This is a genomic window from Verrucomicrobiota bacterium, from assembly GCA_039027815.1.
In the GTDB taxonomy this organism is placed as follows: Bacteria; Verrucomicrobiota; Verrucomicrobiia; order Verrucomicrobiales; family JBCCJK01; genus JBCCJK01.
In genome coordinates this window covers 29,713-50,038 of the sequence record JBCCJK010000012.1, presented here as the reverse complement: position 1 = coordinate 50,038, position 20,326 = coordinate 29,713, and the positions used below count along the sequence as shown (strand labels likewise).

Genomic DNA, 20,326 nt, shown 5'->3' with positions numbered 1-20,326 from the left:
GTCCTGTTCATCGCTACCCGCTAGGGCCCCTCTCCCTGCCGCCAGCCCGCAAACGTAAATCACACCATGAAGCTCTCCCTTCTCTTGTCTCTCACGGCCCTCTTGCTCGGAGGCTGCGCCTCCCAACAAGCGCTCATCGACCGGCGCATCGAACGCAACCCGCTCGGCTTTCAAGCGCTCTCACCCAAAGAGCAGAGCCTGGCTCGCTCGGGCAACATCGCGGTCGGCATGCCCAAAGCGGGGGTCGAAATCGCCTGGGGCCGACCCAGCCGCCGGAGCGAAGGCCAATCGGGCTCCTCGCGGGTGGAACGCTGGGTCTACACCCGAGACGAGCCCGTCTTCACCGGGCTCTCTGGAGGATTTCACGGCGGCTTCGGGCGTCGCTTCGGCTACTACGGCGTCTCGGTCGGGCCGGAAATCATCTACTTGCCGACCCAAGTCGCTGAAGTGGAATTCAAGAATAGCCGAGTCGATTCCTGGAACGCCGTCCGACGCTAATACCAACCTCCAGAATTCACTGGCAGAATGGAGGGAAGGTGGTGTGGGGAAGAGGCGCTGAAGCGCGGGGAAGGAAGAGCCGATCAAACGGCGGATCCCCCCGAAGTCAAAAATCAGCCCGCATTGGCCACGATGATCTCATCCCCCGGCCGAGGGAACTCCCCCTGAAGACTCCCCTGAACCAGCTCCCCGACCGCTTGGTCCGGCTCCACTTCCCTCACCAACAGATCCCCCACCACACTTCCCTCACGGCGGATGCGAAAGGTCATCCCGCGACTCACCCCCGAATTGGTCCCAGCATCAATGATCACAAAATTCCACTCCGCGTCCGAATCGGTCACCCGCGCAAACGAAGGCAGCCGACTCCCCGGACGGGCCACCTCCGCCTGCAAAGCCCGCTGCCGTTGGAACTCCCCGTCCAAAATCTGGCGTTCCTCTTCCATCAGGCTCAGCTCCCCCTTGGTCGCCTCCAACTCCTCGCGCATCGCCTCCAATTCCTCCAAAAAAGCCCGTCGCTCCGGCCCGGCCGCGGGCGCCAGGGAAGGGGTGCCGCTCACCGCCACCTCGGGAGGGGCCGAATCCACTTGGCTCTCCCGGCCCGTGCCCAGGAGGCCAAAGTCCTCCTCCTTGAAGCTGCCTCGGCGCTCGGCATCGATTTCCCGTTCCCGGGCTCGCTCATCTGCCAAACGGTCCTCTTTCGCCTGATTGCGATTGTAGAACGAAATCCCCATCGCAGCGATCAAAAGGGGAAAGGAAAGAATGAGGAGGATTTTGGTGGCGTCCATAGGTGGGATGGGGGCAGGAAGGGGAGTATACCCTGCTGTCCTTCGGGGCGCAAGCCCTTGGGAAAGCGGACATTGACCCTAGAAAACCGGGATGCTAGGGTCGGCCTTTTTTCCCGAGATCGACATCATGAGCGACCCATCCGGCAAGCGCTATAAAGACACGCTGCACCTGCCTCAAACCACTTTCCCCATGCGGGGGGACTTGGTGAAAAAGGAACCGCTCCGTTTGAAAAAATGGGAAGCTTCCCGGCTCTCCCAGCGCATTGCCCAAAAGCGCCAGGCAGCCCAAGCGCCCAAATATATCCTCCACGATGGCCCACCTTTCGCCAATGGCGACGTCCACATGGGCACCGCGCTCAACAAGGTCCTCAAGGACTTCGTGGTCAAATCCCGCACCATGGCGGGCCACTACGTGCCTTTTGTGCCGGGCTGGGACTGCCATGGCCTGCCGATCGAGTTCCGGGTCGTCAAGGAATCCCGCGGGCTCCGTCCCGTGGAAATCCGCCAAAAATCCGAGGCCTATGCCCGCAAGTTCATCGAGATCCAGCGGCAGTCCTTCAAGCGCCTGGGCGTCTTTGGCGATTGGGAACATCCCTACCTCACCCTCGATCCGGCGTACGAGGCCGACGTCATGCGCGTCTTCGCCAAGATGGTGGAAAAGGACATCGTCTACCGGAGCAAGAAGCCCGTCCTCTGGAGCTACGGGGCTCAAACCGCCCTGGCCGAAGCGGAAGTGGAATACCAGGACAAAGTCTCCCCCGCCGTCTTCGCAGAATTCCCCATCGTGGGCGGCCCCTTGGAAGGGCAGGGATCGTTCGTCATCTGGACCACCACTCCCTGGACCCTGCCCTCCAATCTCGGGATCGCTCTCCATGGAGAGTTCGAGTATGTCCTCGGCCAATTCCAGCAAGAGGGCTCCGGCCGCAAAACCCTCCTGGTCGCTCGGGCGCTCCTGGAAAGCTTCGCCGAGAAAACCGGTTGGCAGCTGGTGGAAGAACTCTCCCACCACCGCGGACGAGCGCTGGAAGGCTCGCTGGCCCAACACCCTTTCCTCGATCGCACCGCCCCAGTCTTCACCGCTCTCTTCGTGACCGCCGAGACCGGGACTGGCGCCGTCCACATCGCCCCGGGTCATGGGGCCGATGACTATCAAGCCGGCCGCGAGCAGGGCCTGGAGGTCCTCTCGCCCGTGGCGGACGATGGGACCTATACTGAGGAAGTCGGCATCCCGGAACTGGTCGGCCGGCTCGTCTTCGACGCCAACCCCGCGGTCGTCGCTCTCCTCCAGTCTCGCGGCCGTCTTCTCGGGGAAGAGCGCCACCAGCACCAGTATCCCTACTGTTGGCGCTCGAAAACGCCCATCCTCTTTCGCGCGGTCGAGCAATTCTTTGTCCAGATCGACGCCCTCCGCGGCCAAGCTCTGGAGGAAGTCGAGCGCGTCCGATGGCTCCCCGCCTGGGGGCGCAATCGCATCGCGGGCACCGTCGAAAGCCGGCCCGACTGGTGCATCAGCCGCCAGCGCACCTGGGGCGTTCCCCTGCCGGTCTTCTACGATGCTCAGGGCCAGCCGCTGCTCAATGCCGAGCTCGCTCGCCAAGTCGCCGCCCTCATCGAAAAAGAGGGCAGCCATCTCTGGTTCACCCTCAGCGATGAGGAATGGGCCGAGCGCCTTGGCCTCCCCGCCGGCACCACCAAATGCCGGGACACGCTCGATGTCTGGATCGACTCCGGGAGCAGTCACGTGGCCGTCCTCGACCGCCATCCCGAGTTGGAGGCACCTGCTGACCTTTATCTGGAAGCGACCGATCAGCATCGCGGCTGGTTTCAGAGTTCCCTCATGCTCAGCACCGCCGTGCGGGGGGCCGCTCCTTACAAAACCGTCATCACCCACGGCTTCGTCACGGACACCAGTGGCCAGAAAATTTCCAAGTCCGGTGACAAGCCCGTCAACGCCGAGCACTACTACAACAAATATGGGGCCGACATCGTGCGCCTCTGGGTCAGCAGTGTCGACTACCAGACCGAGGTCCCCTTCTCCGACGACCTCTTCAAACAGGTCATCAACAACTACCGCAGCCTCCGCAACACCTTCCGGGTCCTGCTCGGCAACCTGGCCGACTTCGACCCTGCGACCGACACCGTCCCAGCCGAGGACTTGACGCTCATCGACCGCTGGATCCTCGAAAAGCTGCACGACCTCACCCAGGACTGCCTGGCCGCCTACCAAGCCTATGACTTTCGGAAAGTCTTCATCCTGGTGACGCAGTTCTTCTCAGTCGACCTCAGCGCCCTCTACATCGACATCACCAAAGATCGCCTTTACTGCGACCCCGCCAAGTCCCTGCGTCGCCGGTCCTCGCAGACCGCCATCCAAACCCTGGTCTCCGACCTCACCCGGCTCCTGGCGCCCATCCTCGCATTCACAGCGGACGAAGTCTGGGAACACTTCGGCCAGGCGGAAAGCGTTCACGAACAAGACTTTCCCACGCCCGATCCCGCCTTCGCCCAAAAGAGCGCCACGCCCGTCATCGAGGAACTCCTCCAAGTCCGTGATCCCCTCCAGCAAGAACTGGAGAAAGCCCGCCAAGCCAAAACCATCGGCAGCAACCTGGAAGCGGAAGTGGCTCTCAGCCTCCCGCCCTCCTCGCAGCTCACCTCGCTCGACCAAGAGGTCGTGGCCGAGTTCTTGATCCTGAGTCAGGTGCAGCTGAGCGGGAGCGACTCTCTCTCCGTGCGGATCGCCCGCTCTCAGGAAAAACGCTGCGAGCGCTGCTGGAAGCAACTGCCCGACGTCGGGACCATCGCATCCCACCCCACACTCTGCCAGCGCTGCGCCGAAGCGGTTCTGGAAGAAGTGCCCGTCGCCTGAAGCGCCATGAAATTTCTCTGGTTCCTCACGCTCCCGTTTTACGTGCTCGACCAGCTGACCAAGCTCTGGGCGCTACGGACTTTTCCCGACCCGGACCAGGTCTTCGCCGGCCACCTGACCGTGATCGAAAACTTCTTCTACCTCACGCGCGTGCACAATCGCGGCGTGGCCTTTGGGATGTTTGGGCAGGCCGGCGGAGCCAATGTCATCTTCGCCATCGTGGCCACGCTCGCCATGGTCACCATCGCCCTCCTCTGGCGGCGGGGACTCTTCCCGGGCCGCCTGAATCAGGTGGCCGTCTCGCTTCTGCTCTCCGGCATTTTGGGCAACCTGACCGATCGCCTGGTGCATGGCTACGTCGTCGATTTTCTCGATTTCTACTTCGGCAGCTACAATTACCCTTGCTTCAATATCGCTGACTCCTGCATCTTCGTGGCCGCCTTCCTCTTCATCTACCTCTCCTTCAAAGAACCATCGAAAAAAGCTCCCCAAAAAGCCCAGCCATGACCGCCCTGCGCACCCTTCTCCTGGGCCTCTTGGCCACCCTCCCCCTGCCCGCGCTGGCTGAGGACCTGCCCGATCTGCCCGCCTCTCATATTCTCGATACCAGTCGCTTCTTCGAAGAGGCCCGCGAAGCCGCCCTCAGCCAAAAGCTCCTCCAGCTGGCGGAAGAGAAAAACATTTTCGTCTACGCGGTCTCCTCCACCAGCATGATCTCCCTCACGCCGGACCAGTATGCGGAGCAGCTCTACCAGCACTGGATCGAGCCCACCGGGCGCAATGGCGTCATCGTGCTCTACGTCCGGGGCGAGCACAAACTGAGCTTCGGGGCGGCCGAAAAGCTGGAAGAATTTCTGCCCCGCTTCGAACTTGAGCGGATTTTTCGGACCGCCTCCGTGGCCGCCCGCCAGCAAGAGAGGGTGGCAGATCGCTTGGAGAGCGCCGTCACCGTGGTGGCCGAGGAGTTCTTCCGAACCGAATTGGCCGCTTCCAAAACCGAGGACTTGGTGACCAACCGAGAAAACCTCAAACTCTACATTTTCGTGGTGGGCGGAGCGGTCCTCGTCACCCTCCTCTTCTTCATCTTCTCCCGTCTCCTTCGCAGCAGCGAGCTGAAAGACTCCCGCTTCTACTACTTTCCGGAAGTGAACGTGGGCGAACGCTTGGGCGCTCCCCATGGCGGGGGCGTCATTGCTGAAGTTCGCTTCACCCGACGCTAGCGCGGGCCCTTGGGAAATTTCTTGCGAGCTGAAATTCCCGCCCCTACAGCAAACTGGACTCGGCGCTCCTCCTCGCTCGCATGAAGAAAGTCCAAGCCATCATCAAGCCCTTCAAACTGGAAGAAGTGAAAGAGGCCTTGGCGGAGATTGGCGTCCAGGGGATCACCCTGACCGAAGTCGAGGGCTATGGCCGACAACACGGCCACAGTCAGATCTACCGAGGCAGCGAATACAACTCCGAAACCCTCCCCAAGCTCCAGCTCGAAGTCATCGTGGACGATGACCTCTCCCCACGAGTGGTGGACGCCGTCCTCGAATCCGCCTTCACCGGCCGAGTGGGAGATGGCAAAATCTTCGTCTCCCCCATCCTGACCGCTCTCCGCATCCGGACGGGCGAGACCGGCCCGAGCGCACTCTGATGGCAGCCATGAAAGATCTTCTTATTCTGGCCGCCTTGGCCTTGGCCTCCGGGCCCCTGGCTGCGCAAGAGCCGGAAGTCTCGGCCACCCCGGAAATGAACCTCTGGCAGGCGGGGGTCCTCGGGATCGTGGAAGGACTGACTGAATACCTCCCCATCTCCTCGACCGGCCACCTCATCGTCACGCAACGCTTCCTCGGCATCCCAATGGACACACCGGAGCGCAAGCAGGCGGCCGACGCCTACGCCATCAGCATCCAGGGCGGGGCCATCCTAGCCGTGCTCGGCCTCTACTTTCCCAGCGTCCGCCGGATGGCCTTGGGCCTCCTGGGGCGCGATCCCGAGGGACTCCGCTTGGCGCTGGCCCTCGTGGTGGCCTTCCTGCCAGCGGTCGCGATCGGCCTCGCCTTCAATCACATAATCAAGGAATATCTCTTTGGCCTCTGGCCGGTCGTCATGGCCTGGATCGTGGGCGGGATCCTCATCCTGGTGCTGGCCCGCAAGCCGAAGGCGGAAGAGCTCGGCGAAAGCGGCACCCTCCCCGTCCCCACCCTCAGGCAATCCTTGCTGATCGGCTTGTTCCAATGTGTCGCCATGTGGCCGGGCACCAGCCGCTCCCTCATGGTGATCGTGGGCGGACTGCTGGTGGGCCTCTCGATGCGCCGCTCGGTCGAGTTTTCCTTCCTGCTGGGCCTGCTCACCCTCGGAGCCGCCACCTGCAAGGACGCGGTCGAGTTCGGCCCGCTCATGCTGGCGACCTACGGGTGGGGCAGCCTCTTGGTAGGCGGACTGGCCGCCCTGATCTCGGCCGTCTTCGCGGTCAAATGGATGGTCGGCTACCTCAACCGACACGGCCTCCAGCTCTTCGGCTGGTATCGCATCGCGGTCGGCCTCCTGGTAGCCAGCCTCATTTGGGCGGGCTGGTTCGAAGGCTTGGCCTAGACAATTCCCGATTGCAGAAGGGCGTTTCCGGTCTTCCTTTCCCACCCCAGGCCCCTGCACCCATGATCGCCCGCTCCCCCGCCATCCTCTTGCTGGCCCCGGCCCTCGTCTTGTGGGCGGGGGCCTCTTCGCTTTCTGCTGAAACCAAGCGCATCCCGATGGCGGATGGCTTCGACTTCCCGGTCGGCAAACCGGACGCCGAAGGCTACTACAAGGCCCGCGGCTTCTGGCCCAATGGGCACCTCGGAGAAGACTGGAATGACAAGCGCGGGGGCAATAGCGACCTCGGGGCCCCCGTCTACAGCATCGGGAAGGGCATCGTGGTCCAAGCGCACGACGTCAAGGTCGGCTGGGGCAATGTCGTGATTGTGCGGCATATCTACCGCGACCGAAAAACCGGCAAGCTCCGCCTCATCGACTCCCTCTACGGCCACCTCAACGAAATCAAAGTCAAGAAAGGGGCCATCCTCCAAAGGGGCCAGCTCCTGGGCACCATCGGCACCAACCGCGGCATGTATGCCGCCCACCTCCACTTCGAGATCCGCAAAAACATCTACGTCGGGATGCACCGCTCCAGCTACAAGAAGGACTTCTCGGTCTACCACGATCCCACTCCCTTCATCCGGGCCAACCGGAAGCTGCGCAACGAGTTCCGTCGCTACCCCGTGCCCGTGAATACCTTCAAGCCCTATCCGTGAGGTGGTGGAGGTCCTGGAGGGGAAGGGTCCTAGGAAGTTGACTTTGTCGCGCAATCCGGTAACGACCCGGAACCCACGCGACCCATGGTATCCATCCGCATCCGCGCGCTCTCCAAGTTCTTCGGCGACACCACGGCGCTGAACAACATCAACCTCGAGATCCAGCCGGGCGAAATCTTCTTCCTCCTCGGTCCCAGCGGATGTGGCAAAACCACCCTCCTGCGGCACCTGGCCGGCTTCTACCAGCCGGACTCGGGGGCCCTCTACTTCGACGAGGTCGACATCACCAAGGACCCAGCCTACAAGCGGGACACCGCCATGGTCTTCCAAAACTACGCCCTCTGGCCGCACATGACCGTGGGCAAGAACGTGGCCTTCGGCTTGGAAGAGCGGAAGATGAACAAGAAAACCATCGAGCGCAGCACCATCGAAGCGCTCGAAATGGTCCACATGGAGGAGTATGCCGACCGCAAGATCAACCAGCTCTCCGGCGGCCAGCAACAGCGCGTGGCCCTGGCCCGCGCCATCGTGGTCCGTCCGAAATGCCTTCTCCTGGACGAACCCCTCTCCAATCTCGATGCGCAGTTGCGCTTGGAAATGCGCTCGGAGATCCGCCGGATCGCCAAGGAATTCAAGCTCACCACCGTCTATGTCACGCACGATCAGAAGGAAGCCCTCTCGGTGGCCGACCGCATGGCCATCTTAGAAAAAGGCAGCCTGGCGCAAGTCGGAAGCCCTGAAGACGTCTTCCGCAATCCTCTCAGCCAAACCGTCGCCTCCTTCATCGGCGAAACCAATTTCCTGGATGGCCACATCCGCTCCCACGGCACCTCCACCTCCGAAGTGGAGACCGCTTATGGGACCTTTCGCGGTCGCTTGACCGACCCCAAATGGAACCCGGAAAAAGGCAGCGCGTGCCGGCTTTCCATCCGCCCAGAGTGCTTCCTCTTGCAAAGCGAAAGCGCAGCCCAGAACGCCGTCTCCGGTCACCTAAAAGACCGCACCTACCTGGGGGAAACCGCCCAGTACGAATTCGAGCCCACCGCCAGCTCCACCCGTCTTCGGATCGCTGAACTGAACCCGGCCCACCTCTCGACTGCTTCCGACACCGTCCTGCACGCGGTTGCCAAACCGGAAGACGTCGTCATCCTTCGCCCCTGACGCCATGCGCCTGCGGCTCACCATCGTCTTCACCGCCCTGCTCATCACCTTGGCCCTGCCCTTGGGGCTTCGCCGGGGGGGGCCGCATAAAGAAGCCCCGCCCGAGGACACCCTCGTCCTCATCACGCCCCACAACGAAACCATCCGCCGCGAGTTCGACAAAGCCTTCCGCCAACACATGCTGGCCGAGCACGGGCGCAAGATCGTCCTCGACTGGCGCGTCCCCGGCGGCACCTCCGAAATCCGGAAATTCATCGACGCCGAATTCGTCCACTCTCGCAAAAACGAGCGAATCGGCATCGGCATCGACCTCTTTTTCGGTGGCGGAGTCTACGACTTCGAGCAGCAACAAAAAGCCGGCCAACTCGAGGCCACCGAAGTCTTCTCCCGCCACCCTGAATGGTTCCAGGACGACATCATCCCGGCCAGCTTCTCGGGCGAGGTCTACTACCACGAAGGCGGGGAATGGGTCGGCACCTGCCTCTCCTCCTTCGGCATCATCTACAATCGGGATGCCTTGGCCCGGCTCGGCTTCGAAGGCGTCCCGGACGAATGGGAAGACCTGGCTCACCCCGCCTTCGTGGGCAAGGTCGGCCTGGTCGACCCCACCAAAAGCGGCTCCTCCACCAAAGCCTTTGAAATGCTCATCCAAGAGCAGCTCCAAAACGCCATCGCCTCCATCCCTCCCGAAAAAGCCTACCGCCCGAACGCCATCGAAGACGCCAAGACCCTTGGCTGGACGAAAGCCATGCAACTCATCCAGCGCATCAGCGGCAACGCCCGCTACTTCACCAACGAATCGGCCAAGATCCCCCTGGATGTGGCCCAAGGGAATGCAGCCGTCGGCATGTCGATCGACTTCTACGGACGCACCTTGGCCGAAGCGGTGGCCGACCCCGCGACCGGCCAATCCCGGGTCGGCTTCGTCACCCCGCGCGGCGGCTCCAGCTATAGCGTCGATCCCATCGCCATCCTCAAAGGCGCTCCCAACAAAGCGCTCGCCGAAGACTTCATCGACTTCGTCCTCTCCCTCGAAGGTCAAAAACTCTGGGACTTCAAAGTCGGTGCCCCGGGCGGCCCGGAAGAACGCTCCCTGCGCCGCCTCCCGCTCCGCCGCGACCTCTACACCGAAGAATACCTGCCCTACTTCGCCGACCCCGAGGCCCTCCCCTACGACGTCGAAGAGCCCTTCGTCTACCTGCCCGAACTGACCGGCAGTCGCTTCTCCAGCATCCAATTCATCGTGCGGGTCATGTGCCTCGACCCTCATCCCGAGCAGAAAACTGCTTGGAAAGCCATCCTGAAAGCGCATCAGGAAAACGGCCAACTCCCCCGCCAAGCCTATGGCGTCTTCTCGAACGTGGACCTCGTGAACTACGGAAACTCGGGCGATGGCATCCGCCGCGTTCTCCGCTCGGATAACCAACTGGAAACCGTCATCCTCGCCAAGCAGTTGGCCGGCTCCTTCCGCAAAAACTACCAACGCGCCTACGCCCTCGCCAAGGCCGCCCTTCCATGAGCAAGCCGCTTTCCATTCTGGTGCTCCTCTTGGTGAGTGCCTTTTTCGGGGTTTTCTTCCTCTACCCCGTCTTCCTGACGACCCAGCAGGCCTTTCTGGGCCAAGACGGCGGCTTCACCACTCGCTATGTCGAGCAGGTCTTTGAAAACGAGATTTACCGGGAAGGCTTGAGCAATGCCTTTTGGATCGCGGTCGCCTCCACCCTCCTGAGCTTCGTCATCGCCCTCCCGCTGGCCTACCTGGCCAATCGCTTTGTCTTTCCAGCCAAGGGGCTCTTCAGCTCGCTCATCTTGGTGCCGCTCATCCTGCCGCCCTTCGTGGGAGCCATCGGGCTGAAGCAATTTCTCGGCGTAGAGGGCTCCCTCAATGCCATCTTGGAGAATCTTGGCCTGCTGAGCCCGGACCAGCCGGTCGACTGGCTCTCCCAATACCGCGTTCTCGGCATCGTCCTCATGAACGCCCTCCACCTCTACCCCATCCTCTACCTCAATCTGAGCGCGTCCCTCGCCAACTTGGACCCCGCCATGGAAGAGGCGGCCACCAACCTGAAATGCCCGCCTTGGCGCAAATTCTTCCGCATCACCGTCCCGCTCACCATGCCCGGGATCTTCGCGGGCGGGGCCATCGTCTTCATCTGGTCCTTCACGGAACTGGGTGTGCCGCTCATCTTCGATTACACCCGGGTCACCCCAGTTCAGATCTTCGACGGGCTGAAAGAGATCGGGAGCAACCCCTTCCCCTACGCCCTCATCGTGATCGTGCTGCTGGTCTCGGTCCTCCTCTTCTCCATCTCGAAAATCGCCTTCGGCGGGGCCCAGACCCTCCAGGCCACTCGCGCCTCGGTCGCCAGCGCGCCGAAGCAACTCTCCCTCCCGAAAGGCCTGGCCGCGAGCGGCCTCTTTGCATTCGTCTTTGCGGCCGCCGTCATCCCGCACCTCGGCGTCATCTTTCTCGCCTTCTCGACCGACTGGTATGGCACCCTCATTCCAGAATCGCTCACCCTGAAAAACTTTAGCGATGCCTTGGGCGACCCCATGGCCGTCCCCTCCATCCAAAACAGCCTCCTCTACGCCTCTCTCTCCACCTTCCTCGACCTCATCCTCGGCATCGCGATCGCCTACGTCATCGTCCGAACCACCTTGCCTGGACGGCAACTGCTCGACATCTTTTCCATGCTCCCGCTGGCCGTCCCCGGACTGGTGCTGGCCTTCGGCTACCTCGCCATGAGCCGCGAGGGCGAGCCGCTCTCCTGGATGCGCATTGGAGACAATCCCATCCTCCTCCTCGTCATCGCCTACGCCGTCCGCCGCCTGCCCTACGTCGTCCGCTCAGCCGCGGCCGGCTTCCAGCAAACGCCCGTCATGCTGGAAGAAGCCGCCCAAAACCTCGGCTGCACCCCCTTGCGAGCCATGCAAAAAATCACCTTGCCCTTGATCGTAGCCAACCTCATCGCGGGCTGCCTCCTGGCCTTCTCCTTCGCCATGTTGGAAGTGAGCGACTCACTCATCCTGGCCCAGAAATCGGAGCACTACCCCATCACCAAAGCCATCTACGAACTCTTCGGCACCCTCGGCAACGGCCACCTCCTGGCCTCCGCCCTCGGCGTCTGGGCCATGGTCTTCCTGGCCATCTGCATCTTCGGCGCCAGCATCGTCTTGGGCAAAAAACTAGGCAGCCTCTTCCGGGTGTAATACCAACTGCCAAAACCGCCACCCGAAACCCGAAACCCGAAACCCGAAAACCGAAACCCGAAAACCGAAAACCGAAAACCGAAAACCGAAAACCGAAAACTGAAAACTGAAAACTGAAAACTGAAAACTGAAAACTGAAAACAACCCCCCCTTGTCCAGCAGAAGGAACCCATCTCCACTATCCCATGCCCTTGGTTCGACTTCTCCTCGTCCTGCTTGCTCTGGGAGGGCTCCCTGCGAGCGCGCTCGCCCAGAGCGGTCCCGGCTCTGAACAAATCGGCTCCCTCCAGTCTCTCTACCAATCGATTGCCAAGCTGGAGGCGGAACTGACCGAGAAGCGAGCGGAACTGCAAGCGGAATCCTCTCCGGACCTCATCGAAGAGCTGACCCGAGAAATCGGAGAACTGCGGGCCCGCCGGGCCCTTCAGGAACAAACCTTCCAAAACGTCGCCACCGGCATCGATTCGGAGCAATGGGAGGCCAGCTCGGAAATCCCCTTTTCGCTCGCCAAAGAAGCCGAAGAACTCCTCAAGCCCTTTCTCTCGGAAGTGCGGGCCGCCTCCTCCGAAGCGCGCGAGGCCGAAGCCGTCCGCTCCGAGATCCGCAAGCTCAAGGGCCGCTTGCAGTTGGCCCAGACCGCGGTCTCCAATCTCCAGCAAACGGTGGCCCAAACCCCGGAAGCCGATCTCCAGCCCGTCTTGCAAGAGCTGCTCGGCCTCTGGCAGAGCCGGGTGCGCGAGCTAGACGCCCGCCTCCAGGCCAAGGAAGTGGAGCTAGCGGAATACCAGGCCAATCGCCGCTCCTTCTGGGAGACCAGCTCCGAGGTCATGGACCATTTCTTCCGCACCCGGGGGCAAAATGTCCTCTTCGCTCTCCTGGCCATTGTCCTTCTCATTTGGGGAATGAAGGTCCTCTACCGCAAGGTGGTCCTTCGCTTCAGTCCGCTCCATCGCCGGGGGCGGCGCAACTTCTACACCCGGGTCTTCGACCTCTCTTACAACCTCGGCATCAGCGTCCTTTCCGTCCTGGCGGCCGTCATCACCTTCTATGCCGCCGGGGACTGGCTGCTGCTCTCGCTCGTCATTCTCTTTCTCCTGGGGCTGGCCTGGGCCCTCAAGCACACCCTGCCCCGCTTCTTCGACCAACTCCGCCTCATTCTCAATCTCGGGCCGGTCCGCGAGGGCGAGCGACTCGTCTACGAAGGGGTTCCCTGGCAGGTCCGCAAACTCAATTTCTACTCCACCTTCGTCAATCCGGCCTTGGAAGGAGGCCTCATGCGGCTGCCCGTCGGCACCGTCCTGGACCTCCACTCTCGCCCGATCGCCGAAAACGAAGCCTGGTTTCCGACCGGGGAAAACGACTGGGTCGTCCTCCAGAATGGCCTCTATGGAAAAATCGTCCAACAAACGCCCGAGTTCGTCCATCTCGTGAAACTGGGTGGCTCCCGCATCACCATTCCCACGGGAACCTTTCTCGAAATGACCCCCGAGAACCTCAGTCACAATTTCCGCCTCAGCACCACCTTTGGGATCGACTACCAGCATCAGCGCATTGCGACCGACCGAGTGGCGCCCCTCTTCCAAAGCCACTTGGAAAGCCAACTGCAGGCCGCCGTCGGGGCCGATCACCTGCTCAACTTGCAAGTGGAATTCAAAGCAGCGGGAGCCTCCTCCCTCGATTACATCGTGCTGGCGGACTTCTCGGGCAAAGTGGCCGATCGCTATCGCCGACTGGAGCGCGCCCTCGCTCGCCTCTGCACCGAAGTGTGCAACCAGCAAGGCTGGATCATCCCCTTCACCCAGCTCACCCTTCACCACGCCACCCCCCTGCCCCCTGAACACCAGACCCCTGCCCCCCCCAAAGCCTAGCTGCCAGATCCAATGGGCCAGATCCAAAGGGAGAACCGCCGCCTGCTTGCCAGCCGAAACCTGAAAGCTACCGGTCGATCTTCGCGGTCTGGTCTTTCCGCTTGCGAGTGAGCAGCGCTACCAGCGCCAGCAAGCCCACGCCGGCCAAGTCATGCCACGTCAGCCACCAATCGCGCGGGAAGAGAATGGCTTTCCCTGGGTAGAGCATGAGGGCGGCCGCTAGGAAAAGAGCCGCCCGCCATCCGGCCTGGAGTCGACTCAGAAAATACCCGGAAAGCCCGGCCGCGAAGGCCAGAATCCCCAGGACACCGATGGTGGTGGCGTAGACCACTGCCACGATCGAGAGCGATTCCCCCTCGGGAGCCAGCAGCAAGAGTTCGGGGCGAAAAACAAACATGAACGGCAGGGTGAAGCCGACCAAGGCCACCCGGAAGGCCGCCATGCTGGTGGGGAGAATCTTGGACCCCGCCACGGAGCTGGCTGCGTAGGCCGCCAGGGCCACCGGGGGCGTCACCATGCTCATCATCCCAAAGTAAAAGATGAAGAAATGGGCCGCCAGCGGCACCACCTCCAGCTTCCCAAGAACCGGTCCGATGAGGGTGGCCATCAGCAGGTAGCAAACGACCGAGGGCAGGCCCATCCCCAAGATGAGGGACCCCGCCATAATGAGGAAGAGCGCTCCCAGTAAATTGTCCTCCGCCAAAGGCAAAATCAGGGCGGGGAAGCGGGTTCCCACGCCGGTCAGCGTGACCACCCCAATGATGATCCCGACGCAGGCCGCGGCACAGATCAGGGGAACCACATCCCGCCCCGCCCCTCGAATGGCTTCCACCAATTTGGCCGCATTGAGACGGGTTTCCGGACGGAAGAAACTCAAGGCCAGCAGGACGGCCAGGGCCAGGGTGACCGCTCGAAAAGGAGTCACCCCTAGCAGAAGAAACCCAATCAAACTGGCGAGCGACCCGAGAAACAAGACTCCTTTGTAAGGCTCCAGCTTTTCGGCTTCCTCCGAAACGGCCGCCGCCGAGGACGCCTCCTCGTCCTCTTCTTCTCCCGAGGCCAGAGGCTCCGAAGCGATCCGGAGCGAGAGAAAGTGGACGAAGAGAAAAATGGAGAGGTAGTAGAGAATGGCCGGGATGAGGGCCGACTGGATGACCTGCAAGTAAGTCACGGCCGGTTGCACAATCTCCAACATGAGATAGGCGGCCGCCCCCATGACCGGGGGCACCAGGGCCCCACCCGAGCTGGAAGCCGCTTCGATCCCGCCCGCAATCTCTCGCCGAAAGCGAGCTGCCCGCATCATCGGGATGGTGAAGGTGCCAGTCGTGACGACGTTGGCGACCGCGCTTCCCGAGAGCGAGCCCATGAAGCCACTGCTCACGACCGCCACTTTGGCGGGCGCGCCCGTGCTGTGGCGGAAGACGCGACGAGCGAACTCGATGATGAACCCCGTCGCTCCCGTGGCGCTCAGAAAGGCCCCGAAGACCACAAAGAGGAAAACGTAGCGAAACATGACCCCCAAGGCCACGCCGAAGACCCCCTGGCCGTGGAGGACGGTTTGGGAGACCACTCGCTCCAGGTCATACCCGCGATGGGGGATCAACCAGTCCGGCAAGTTCGGACCCGTGAGCGCGTAGACGGCGAAGAGGATGGCCAGTGTAGGCAAGGCCCAGCCCATGCAGCGCCGCGCGGATTCCAAAACCAGCACGAACAACACGAGCGCGATGGCCATGTCGAACCCCGTCTCCTGCCCGGGGCGATTTCCCAGCGGCTGCCCCTCTGACCACATCCCCGAAAAAAGCGGCTCGGTTTGCACAATGAGGTAGCCGCAGGAGAACACCGCCAAGAGGGCCAAGACGCCATCCAGGATCTGGGACCACTTCTGGTCTTTCCATTTTTGAAGAAAAGGGAAATTCAGGAAGCAGAGCACCAGGCCGGCCATGGCGAAGACGGCCAGGCTCGACTGCGGCTGGAAGAAGGGGTAGTTGACCTCCGAGATCGTGAAGACGATCAGGAGCCCCGCGATGAGGGAGTTGAGAAATTTCATCAGCTAGGCCGCTTCCCCGAGGAAAGAAGAGGATGCTTCACTCCGCCCAGATCCCGATCTCCTGGTAGAATCGAATGGCTCCCGGATGAAAGGCGGTCCCGACCGGCCGGGCTGCGTTTTTCGGGTTGATGGCTTTGCCTGCCGGGTGCTTGGCCACCACCTCCGCGCGGTGGTCGTAGAGCGCCTTCGTCAATTGGTAGATCGTTTCTTCCTCCATGGCCGCTCCCGTAATCAGGTGCATTGAACCGACGTTGAGACAGGGAAAATCGACTTCCTGTCCCCGGTAGGTCCCTGCCTTCACGACCGCCGGATGAAAGAAAGCGTATTCCTCAATCAGCTTTTGGCGGGCGCTCTCCTCAAAGGGCACGAACAAGATCTCGCCCGAAGCGGAGGCTTGCGTGATGGAGGCGGTCGGGATCGCTCCGCCCAGGAAGGCAGCCGCGGCCGAGCCATCCGAAAGCATGTCGACGGCGGCGGCCTGGGTGCCATAAAGGGGCGTCAGCTCCGACAATTTCAGGCCATGCGCTTCCAAAATGGGTTCCACGAAGTGCTCGAAGCCGGCCCCGGGAGGGCCGATCACCACCCGCTTGCCCCGGAGGTCGGCCATCGATTTTACTTGGGAACTGGTTGGAGTGATGAAGAAGGCCACGTTGGGAGCAAGGGTCATCACGCTTTGAATGGGCTGCGCCTGGCCCCAGTCCTGCCCTCCCCGAGAGGCAAAGTAGGAGATGGCGGCATTGGCCATGGCGAGGTCGAGTTCCCCGGCCGCCAGTCGGCGAATGTTCTCCTGGGTTCCCATGGTGGACTCCGCCGTGATGGTCCACTGGCCTTCGCCAGCGTGCGTTCCCAAAGTTTCCGCGATCGCTCCCCCCACCACGAAAAAGGCGCCGCCGGGAGGGGCCGTGCCCACGCTGAGGAATCGTTTTCCTCCGCCTTCACCCGATTCGCCGGAAGGGGAACAACTGCTGAGAGAAGCGCCCGCCAGGAGCAAAAAAGAGAGCGAGAGGAGGTTTCGGTAAGTCATGGAGAAGAGTCTAGATGGAAGTGGGATGGATGCGAGCTTCCAATCCCTCCCCTGAAAATCAAGATGCGGCTTGAGAATGTCCCCGGCGGGGTGCCTGGGCCACTCCTCTGGGGCTCATACCAAGCTGCAGAATTCACTGCTAGAATGGCCGAGTGGATTTCGGGCCAGACCAAGGCGCGACGAGGGCGCGATGCAGGCACCGTAACCGAGGAGCAACGCAGGGCTGGCTCGAAAGACTCCGGCTCTCCCTTCCCCGCGCTTCAGCGCCTCTTCCCCACATCACCTTCCCTCCATTCTTCCAGTGAATTCTGGAGGTTGGTATCAGTCCGCTTCGGCGGTCCGGAGGGCGGCCCCGAAGTTCCCAGACTCTCTCCAGCCGAGGTAGCACTCCAGCAAACGGCCTTGGTAGCTGACAAACGGAAGGTGAAGGAGGGGCCCAGCCGAAAGGACGGCCAGATTGAGTCCTCTCTCCTGGTTCCAAATGTGGGCCGCTTCGATGCCGCGGCGAACAAAAGGACGATCGCTCACCCCCACGATGTAGTGGGTGAAGTTGTGGAGAGGATTGCGGCGATACCAACTGCGCTGGCGCTTGCCTTGGTCCGGCTCTTCGGGCCGCCACCACTCGGCCAAGGGGGTGTCGCTATTTTTCCACCACCAGTTGGGGTTGGCTTTGGCCACGCCCCAGAGGTAGCTCCCCCGGAGGTCAGGCTGGCGCGGCTCGTGGTAGAAGTGGTGGCGGCCAACGATCTGCTCCTCTGGCGGAACCCGGGTGCTCCCGGGGACCAGCGCACAGCTGCTGAGCCCGATGAGACCACCGAGCGCCAGAAGACTCGTTCGTATCCCGGTCATGGCCGCTAGAATTCGAGTTGCTGCAAACGTTCTTCACTCCAGGCGAGCCCGTCTTCGATGAGCAAGTCGCCGCTGTGTCGCTCCGCCAGGACCTTCCACTGGTCGACCGCTTTGCCAAAGTAAAGCGCCGCCTCCTGCCGGTTTTCCTGCTCTTCCAGGACATGGCCGAGATCGCCATAGAGAAAAGCGATGCTGAGCTGAATCTGCTTCTGCTGGCTCGCTTCCAAGCGCTCGGAGCGCAACAGCTCTTCCAATTTGGCGACCGCCTTTTCGGCCAGGGCGGTGCTGCTGCCATACTCCTGCTCATCCACCAAAAGCTCCGCCATCTGGTATTCCTTGAGGGCCAGTTGGTAGCGGTAGTAGGTCAGCTCGGGCTTCTCTTCCACGAGTCCTTGGAGAAACTCGATGGCCCGTTCCAGCCGGTCCATGGCCGATTCAGTTTGGCCTTCGTCTCGCAGGAATTGGCTCTCGTTGGCCAAATTGAGCGCCAGGTGATAGCGGTATTCCTCGGGGCGATCATTCTCCTCCACCAGGCCCTCGAGGATTTCCACCGCCCGTTCGAAGAAGTCCCGCGCGGCGTCGGGAGCGCCAATTTGATTTTCGATGGCACCCAACTCTTCCAAGGCGCAGGCCAACTCGTAGCGCGGCAGTTGGTATTGCGGAAATTTCTCATAGACCGTCATCAGCTCGGAGAGAGCCAAGTGGTGGAGGCGCTGGGCTTCTTCCAGATCGTCCTGCTCTTGCAGCATCTGGCCCATATTGACGTAGGAACGGGCCAGGCGGGAACGGAATTCCCCTTCTCGGCCCTCACTGCGGGCCAGGCGACGGTAGATCTCGACCGCCGCTTGGTGACGCGCCATGGCCCCTTCGATGTCTTCTTCCTTGCGAGCGAGAACGCCCTCTTGCACCAAGCCAGCCGCCAACAAGCGCAGGGGGCTGACGTCGATGGGGTTGGCCTCGCTTTCGGTCTTCATGAGGTCGATGGTCCGGCGGACCGCGTCCTTGGCCAGTTCCAGGCTGCCGATGCGGAATTGCAGTCGACTCAACTCGAGCGAGGATTCCGCCAAGCGCATGGTGGCTTCGGTGGGATCGATGTCATCTGGTCCCTCGCGCAGGGCGATCCAGGCCACACAGGCCTCTTTGTAGCCATCGAGCGCCGCGTCATCCCGATCTAGATCCAGGAGCAGATCCGCGCGATTCTGGAGGGCTCGGGCCCGCTCCAACCGCAGCAGGCTATTGCCTTCCAACTCCTCTAAGAAAGAATCATAGAAGGCGAGGGCCCACTCGGCCTCGTCCTCGTAGGCTTGGAAGCCGGGGTGGGAGACAGGGCGCCGGTCCCGCACCACTTGGAAGAGCCGATCGGTGGCCTCCTGCGCCCGCTGCAAGTTGACCAAGGCCCGGTTCTCGGCACTCCGGGCGATGTCCCGCACCGCCTTGGCGTCTCTCACCTCGCGGAGGGACTCGGCCTCCCGGGCTTGGACCTCGTTTTCCTTAGCTTCGATTTCTTCGGCATGGATCTCATCGATGCGCGCATTGCGTTCCAGCTCCTGGCGATAGCGCACTTGGTAAACCGTCGCCGTGACCGCCACCGCGATCAAAAGCAAGGCCAGCAAAAGGGCTCCCCCGCGCGTCAAAAACAGGACGCGCTGGGCTTTCTTTTTCTCACGCGCCAGCCGATCCCGCTCCCGCTGCTCATTGCGCTCGCGATCAATCCGATCCAGCTCGATGAGCACCTCCCGCATATCCACATACCGGCTCTGTGCGTCCAAACTGAGGCAAACTTCGATCACTTCCCGAAGTTGCCTCTCGGCGTCCGTCTTAGCTGGTTTGTCCCAAGTGACGACTGGCTCGTCTCGGAACTTCTCGGCCAGTTCGCCGGGAGAAATTTCCGGGAGCGGCTCGCCCGCTTCGCGAGCGCGTTGGATGGCCTCGGCCGCGCTGTTGGCGCGGGGGAAGCGCTTGTTGAGGAGGCGATAGGCAATCACCCCAAAGGCAAACACGTCCCAGCCGTAAGCCACCCCTTCCTCCGCGCCCTCGGGATGGGTCAATTGTTCCGGACTGGCGTAGAGGAGGGAGGTCGTGGGATCCAGATGATAAATCCCGGAGACAAAGCCCTGCCCGAAGTCGGTCAGCTGCACCTGCTTTCCTTTTTCAGTCAGGAAAATATTGCCCGGCTTGAGATTGCAGTGGGCGATGCCGTGCTTGTGGAGAAAGGCGAGCGCCTCGGCGATTTGGCGGATGAGCTGGGTCGAGCCTTGGTAGTCGAGCGTCTCCACCACCCGGGAAAGGGTCTGAGGCAGAAAGCGTTTCGTCCCCGGGCCAGTGCTTTCTTCCTCTGCCAGAAAGGCCGTGACGTAGTAGGAGGGACGGCTCCGAAAGTCGAACTCATGCAGCGAAATGATCCCCGGATGCGGGGGGAGACTGAAGAGCCTCTGGAGGCTGGCCTCCACTAAGGTGCGGTTGACCGCCATGGCCTTGAAAACCTTGAGCGCACGATTGCTCTGCCCCTCATAACGAACCCGGTAGACATAGCCGCAAACCCCTTCCCCAATCAGCTCCAGGGTTTCGTAGCCTTCGATTTCGACGGTGTTCATTGGCAGAGGGGATCCAGCCTCCCCGGGGGCCAAAGCCTAAGGGAAAGGCTCACAAAGGGCAAGCGCCTCGATGAGAGCGTCGTTCGGAGGGTGCTTTGCGCTTTCTAAGCAGGGAGATTCGCGGAGAGCCCACCCCCGAAGGC

General features: G+C 61.9%; 16 protein-coding genes. 11 read left to right on the top strand and 5 right to left on the bottom strand.

Going from position 1 to position 20,326, the window contains the following annotated elements; translation table 11 throughout:
* The first annotated feature begins 66 nt into the window (after positions 1 to 66).
* On the top strand, positions 67 to 498 hold the full coding sequence (locus AAF555_05280) for a hypothetical protein (GenBank protein ID MEM6910978.1): 432 nt from the start codon (positions 67 to 69) through the stop codon (positions 496 to 498).
* Positions 499 to 611: 113 nt separating this feature from the next.
* On the opposite strand, the gene AAF555_05275 is transcribed toward AAF555_05280, so the two are convergent.
* Complete coding sequence (locus AAF555_05275) at positions 612 to 1,283, bottom strand: hypothetical protein (GenBank protein ID MEM6910977.1); 672 nt, start codon at positions 1,281 to 1,283, stop codon at positions 612 to 614.
* A 91-nt stretch (positions 1,284 to 1,374) separates the two neighbouring features.
* Between AAF555_05275 and ileS the strand changes: the two genes are divergently transcribed.
* From ileS to AAF555_05225, 10 genes are all read left to right on the top strand, one after another.
* Positions 1,375 to 4,152: an isoleucine--tRNA ligase gene (ileS, locus tag AAF555_05270; GenBank protein MEM6910976.1), complete on the top strand. Its 2,778-nt coding sequence runs from the start codon at positions 1,375 to 1,377 to the stop codon at positions 4,150 to 4,152.
* Positions 4,153 to 4,158: 6 nt separating this feature from the next.
* Complete coding sequence (gene lspA, locus AAF555_05265) at positions 4,159 to 4,659, top strand: signal peptidase II (protein MEM6910975.1); 501 nt, start codon at positions 4,159 to 4,161, stop codon at positions 4,657 to 4,659.
* Positions 4,656 to 5,372 (top strand): TPM domain-containing protein, encoded by a 717-nt coding sequence (locus AAF555_05260; protein ID MEM6910974.1) that lies wholly within the window; start codon positions 4,656 to 4,658, stop codon positions 5,370 to 5,372. The genes lspA and AAF555_05260 overlap by 4 nt, the downstream gene beginning before the upstream one ends.
* A gap of 80 nt (positions 5,373 to 5,452) precedes the next feature.
* Positions 5,453 to 5,791 (top strand): P-II family nitrogen regulator, encoded by a 339-nt coding sequence (locus AAF555_05255; protein MEM6910973.1) that lies wholly within the window; start codon positions 5,453 to 5,455, stop codon positions 5,789 to 5,791.
* Positions 5,792 to 5,799: 8 nt separating this feature from the next.
* A complete protein-coding gene (locus AAF555_05250) occupies positions 5,800 to 6,732 on the top strand; it encodes an undecaprenyl-diphosphate phosphatase (GenBank protein ID MEM6910972.1) in 933 nt (310 codons plus the stop codon).
* A 62-nt stretch (positions 6,733 to 6,794) separates the two neighbouring features.
* The gene (locus AAF555_05245; protein MEM6910971.1) at positions 6,795 to 7,430 is read left to right on the top strand and encodes a M23 family metallopeptidase; all 636 of its coding nucleotides are present in this window, start codon (positions 6,795 to 6,797) and stop codon (positions 7,428 to 7,430) included.
* 84 nt (positions 7,431 to 7,514) lie between these two features.
* Positions 7,515 to 8,591, top strand: coding sequence for an ABC transporter ATP-binding protein (locus tag AAF555_05240; protein MEM6910970.1), 1,077 nt, complete (start codon positions 7,515 to 7,517; stop codon positions 8,589 to 8,591).
* 4 nt (positions 8,592 to 8,595) lie between these two features.
* Positions 8,596 to 10,110 (top strand): extracellular solute-binding protein, encoded by a 1,515-nt coding sequence (locus AAF555_05235; GenBank protein MEM6910969.1) that lies wholly within the window; start codon positions 8,596 to 8,598, stop codon positions 10,108 to 10,110.
* Positions 10,107 to 11,801: an iron ABC transporter permease gene (locus tag AAF555_05230; protein MEM6910968.1), complete on the top strand. Its 1,695-nt coding sequence runs from the start codon at positions 10,107 to 10,109 to the stop codon at positions 11,799 to 11,801. Before AAF555_05235 ends, AAF555_05230 begins: the two co-directional genes overlap by 4 nt.
* A gap of 185 nt (positions 11,802 to 11,986) precedes the next feature.
* Complete coding sequence (locus AAF555_05225) at positions 11,987 to 13,669, top strand: hypothetical protein (protein MEM6910967.1); 1,683 nt, start codon at positions 11,987 to 11,989, stop codon at positions 13,667 to 13,669.
* 67 nt (positions 13,670 to 13,736) lie between these two features.
* On the opposite strand, the gene AAF555_05220 is transcribed toward AAF555_05225, so the two are convergent.
* The 4 genes from AAF555_05220 to AAF555_05205 form a co-directional block, all read right to left on the bottom strand.
* Complete coding sequence (locus tag AAF555_05220; protein ID MEM6910966.1) at positions 13,737 to 15,716, bottom strand: TRAP transporter fused permease subunit; 1,980 nt, start codon at positions 15,714 to 15,716, stop codon at positions 13,737 to 13,739.
* Between the two features lie 37 nt (positions 15,717 to 15,753).
* Positions 15,754 to 16,740 carry a TAXI family TRAP transporter solute-binding subunit gene (locus AAF555_05215; protein MEM6910965.1) on the bottom strand — a complete coding sequence of 329 codons (987 nt, stop codon included), beginning with the start codon at positions 16,738 to 16,740 and terminating at the stop codon, positions 15,754 to 15,756.
* A 321-nt stretch (positions 16,741 to 17,061) separates the two neighbouring features.
* Positions 17,062 to 17,589, bottom strand: a complete 528-nt coding sequence (locus AAF555_05210) for a hypothetical protein (GenBank protein ID MEM6910964.1) — start codon at positions 17,587 to 17,589, stop codon at positions 17,062 to 17,064.
* Between the two features lie 5 nt (positions 17,590 to 17,594).
* Positions 17,595 to 20,183, bottom strand: a complete 2,589-nt coding sequence (locus tag AAF555_05205) for a protein kinase (GenBank protein MEM6910963.1) — start codon at positions 20,181 to 20,183, stop codon at positions 17,595 to 17,597.
* Positions 20,184 to 20,326 lie beyond the last annotated feature (143 nt).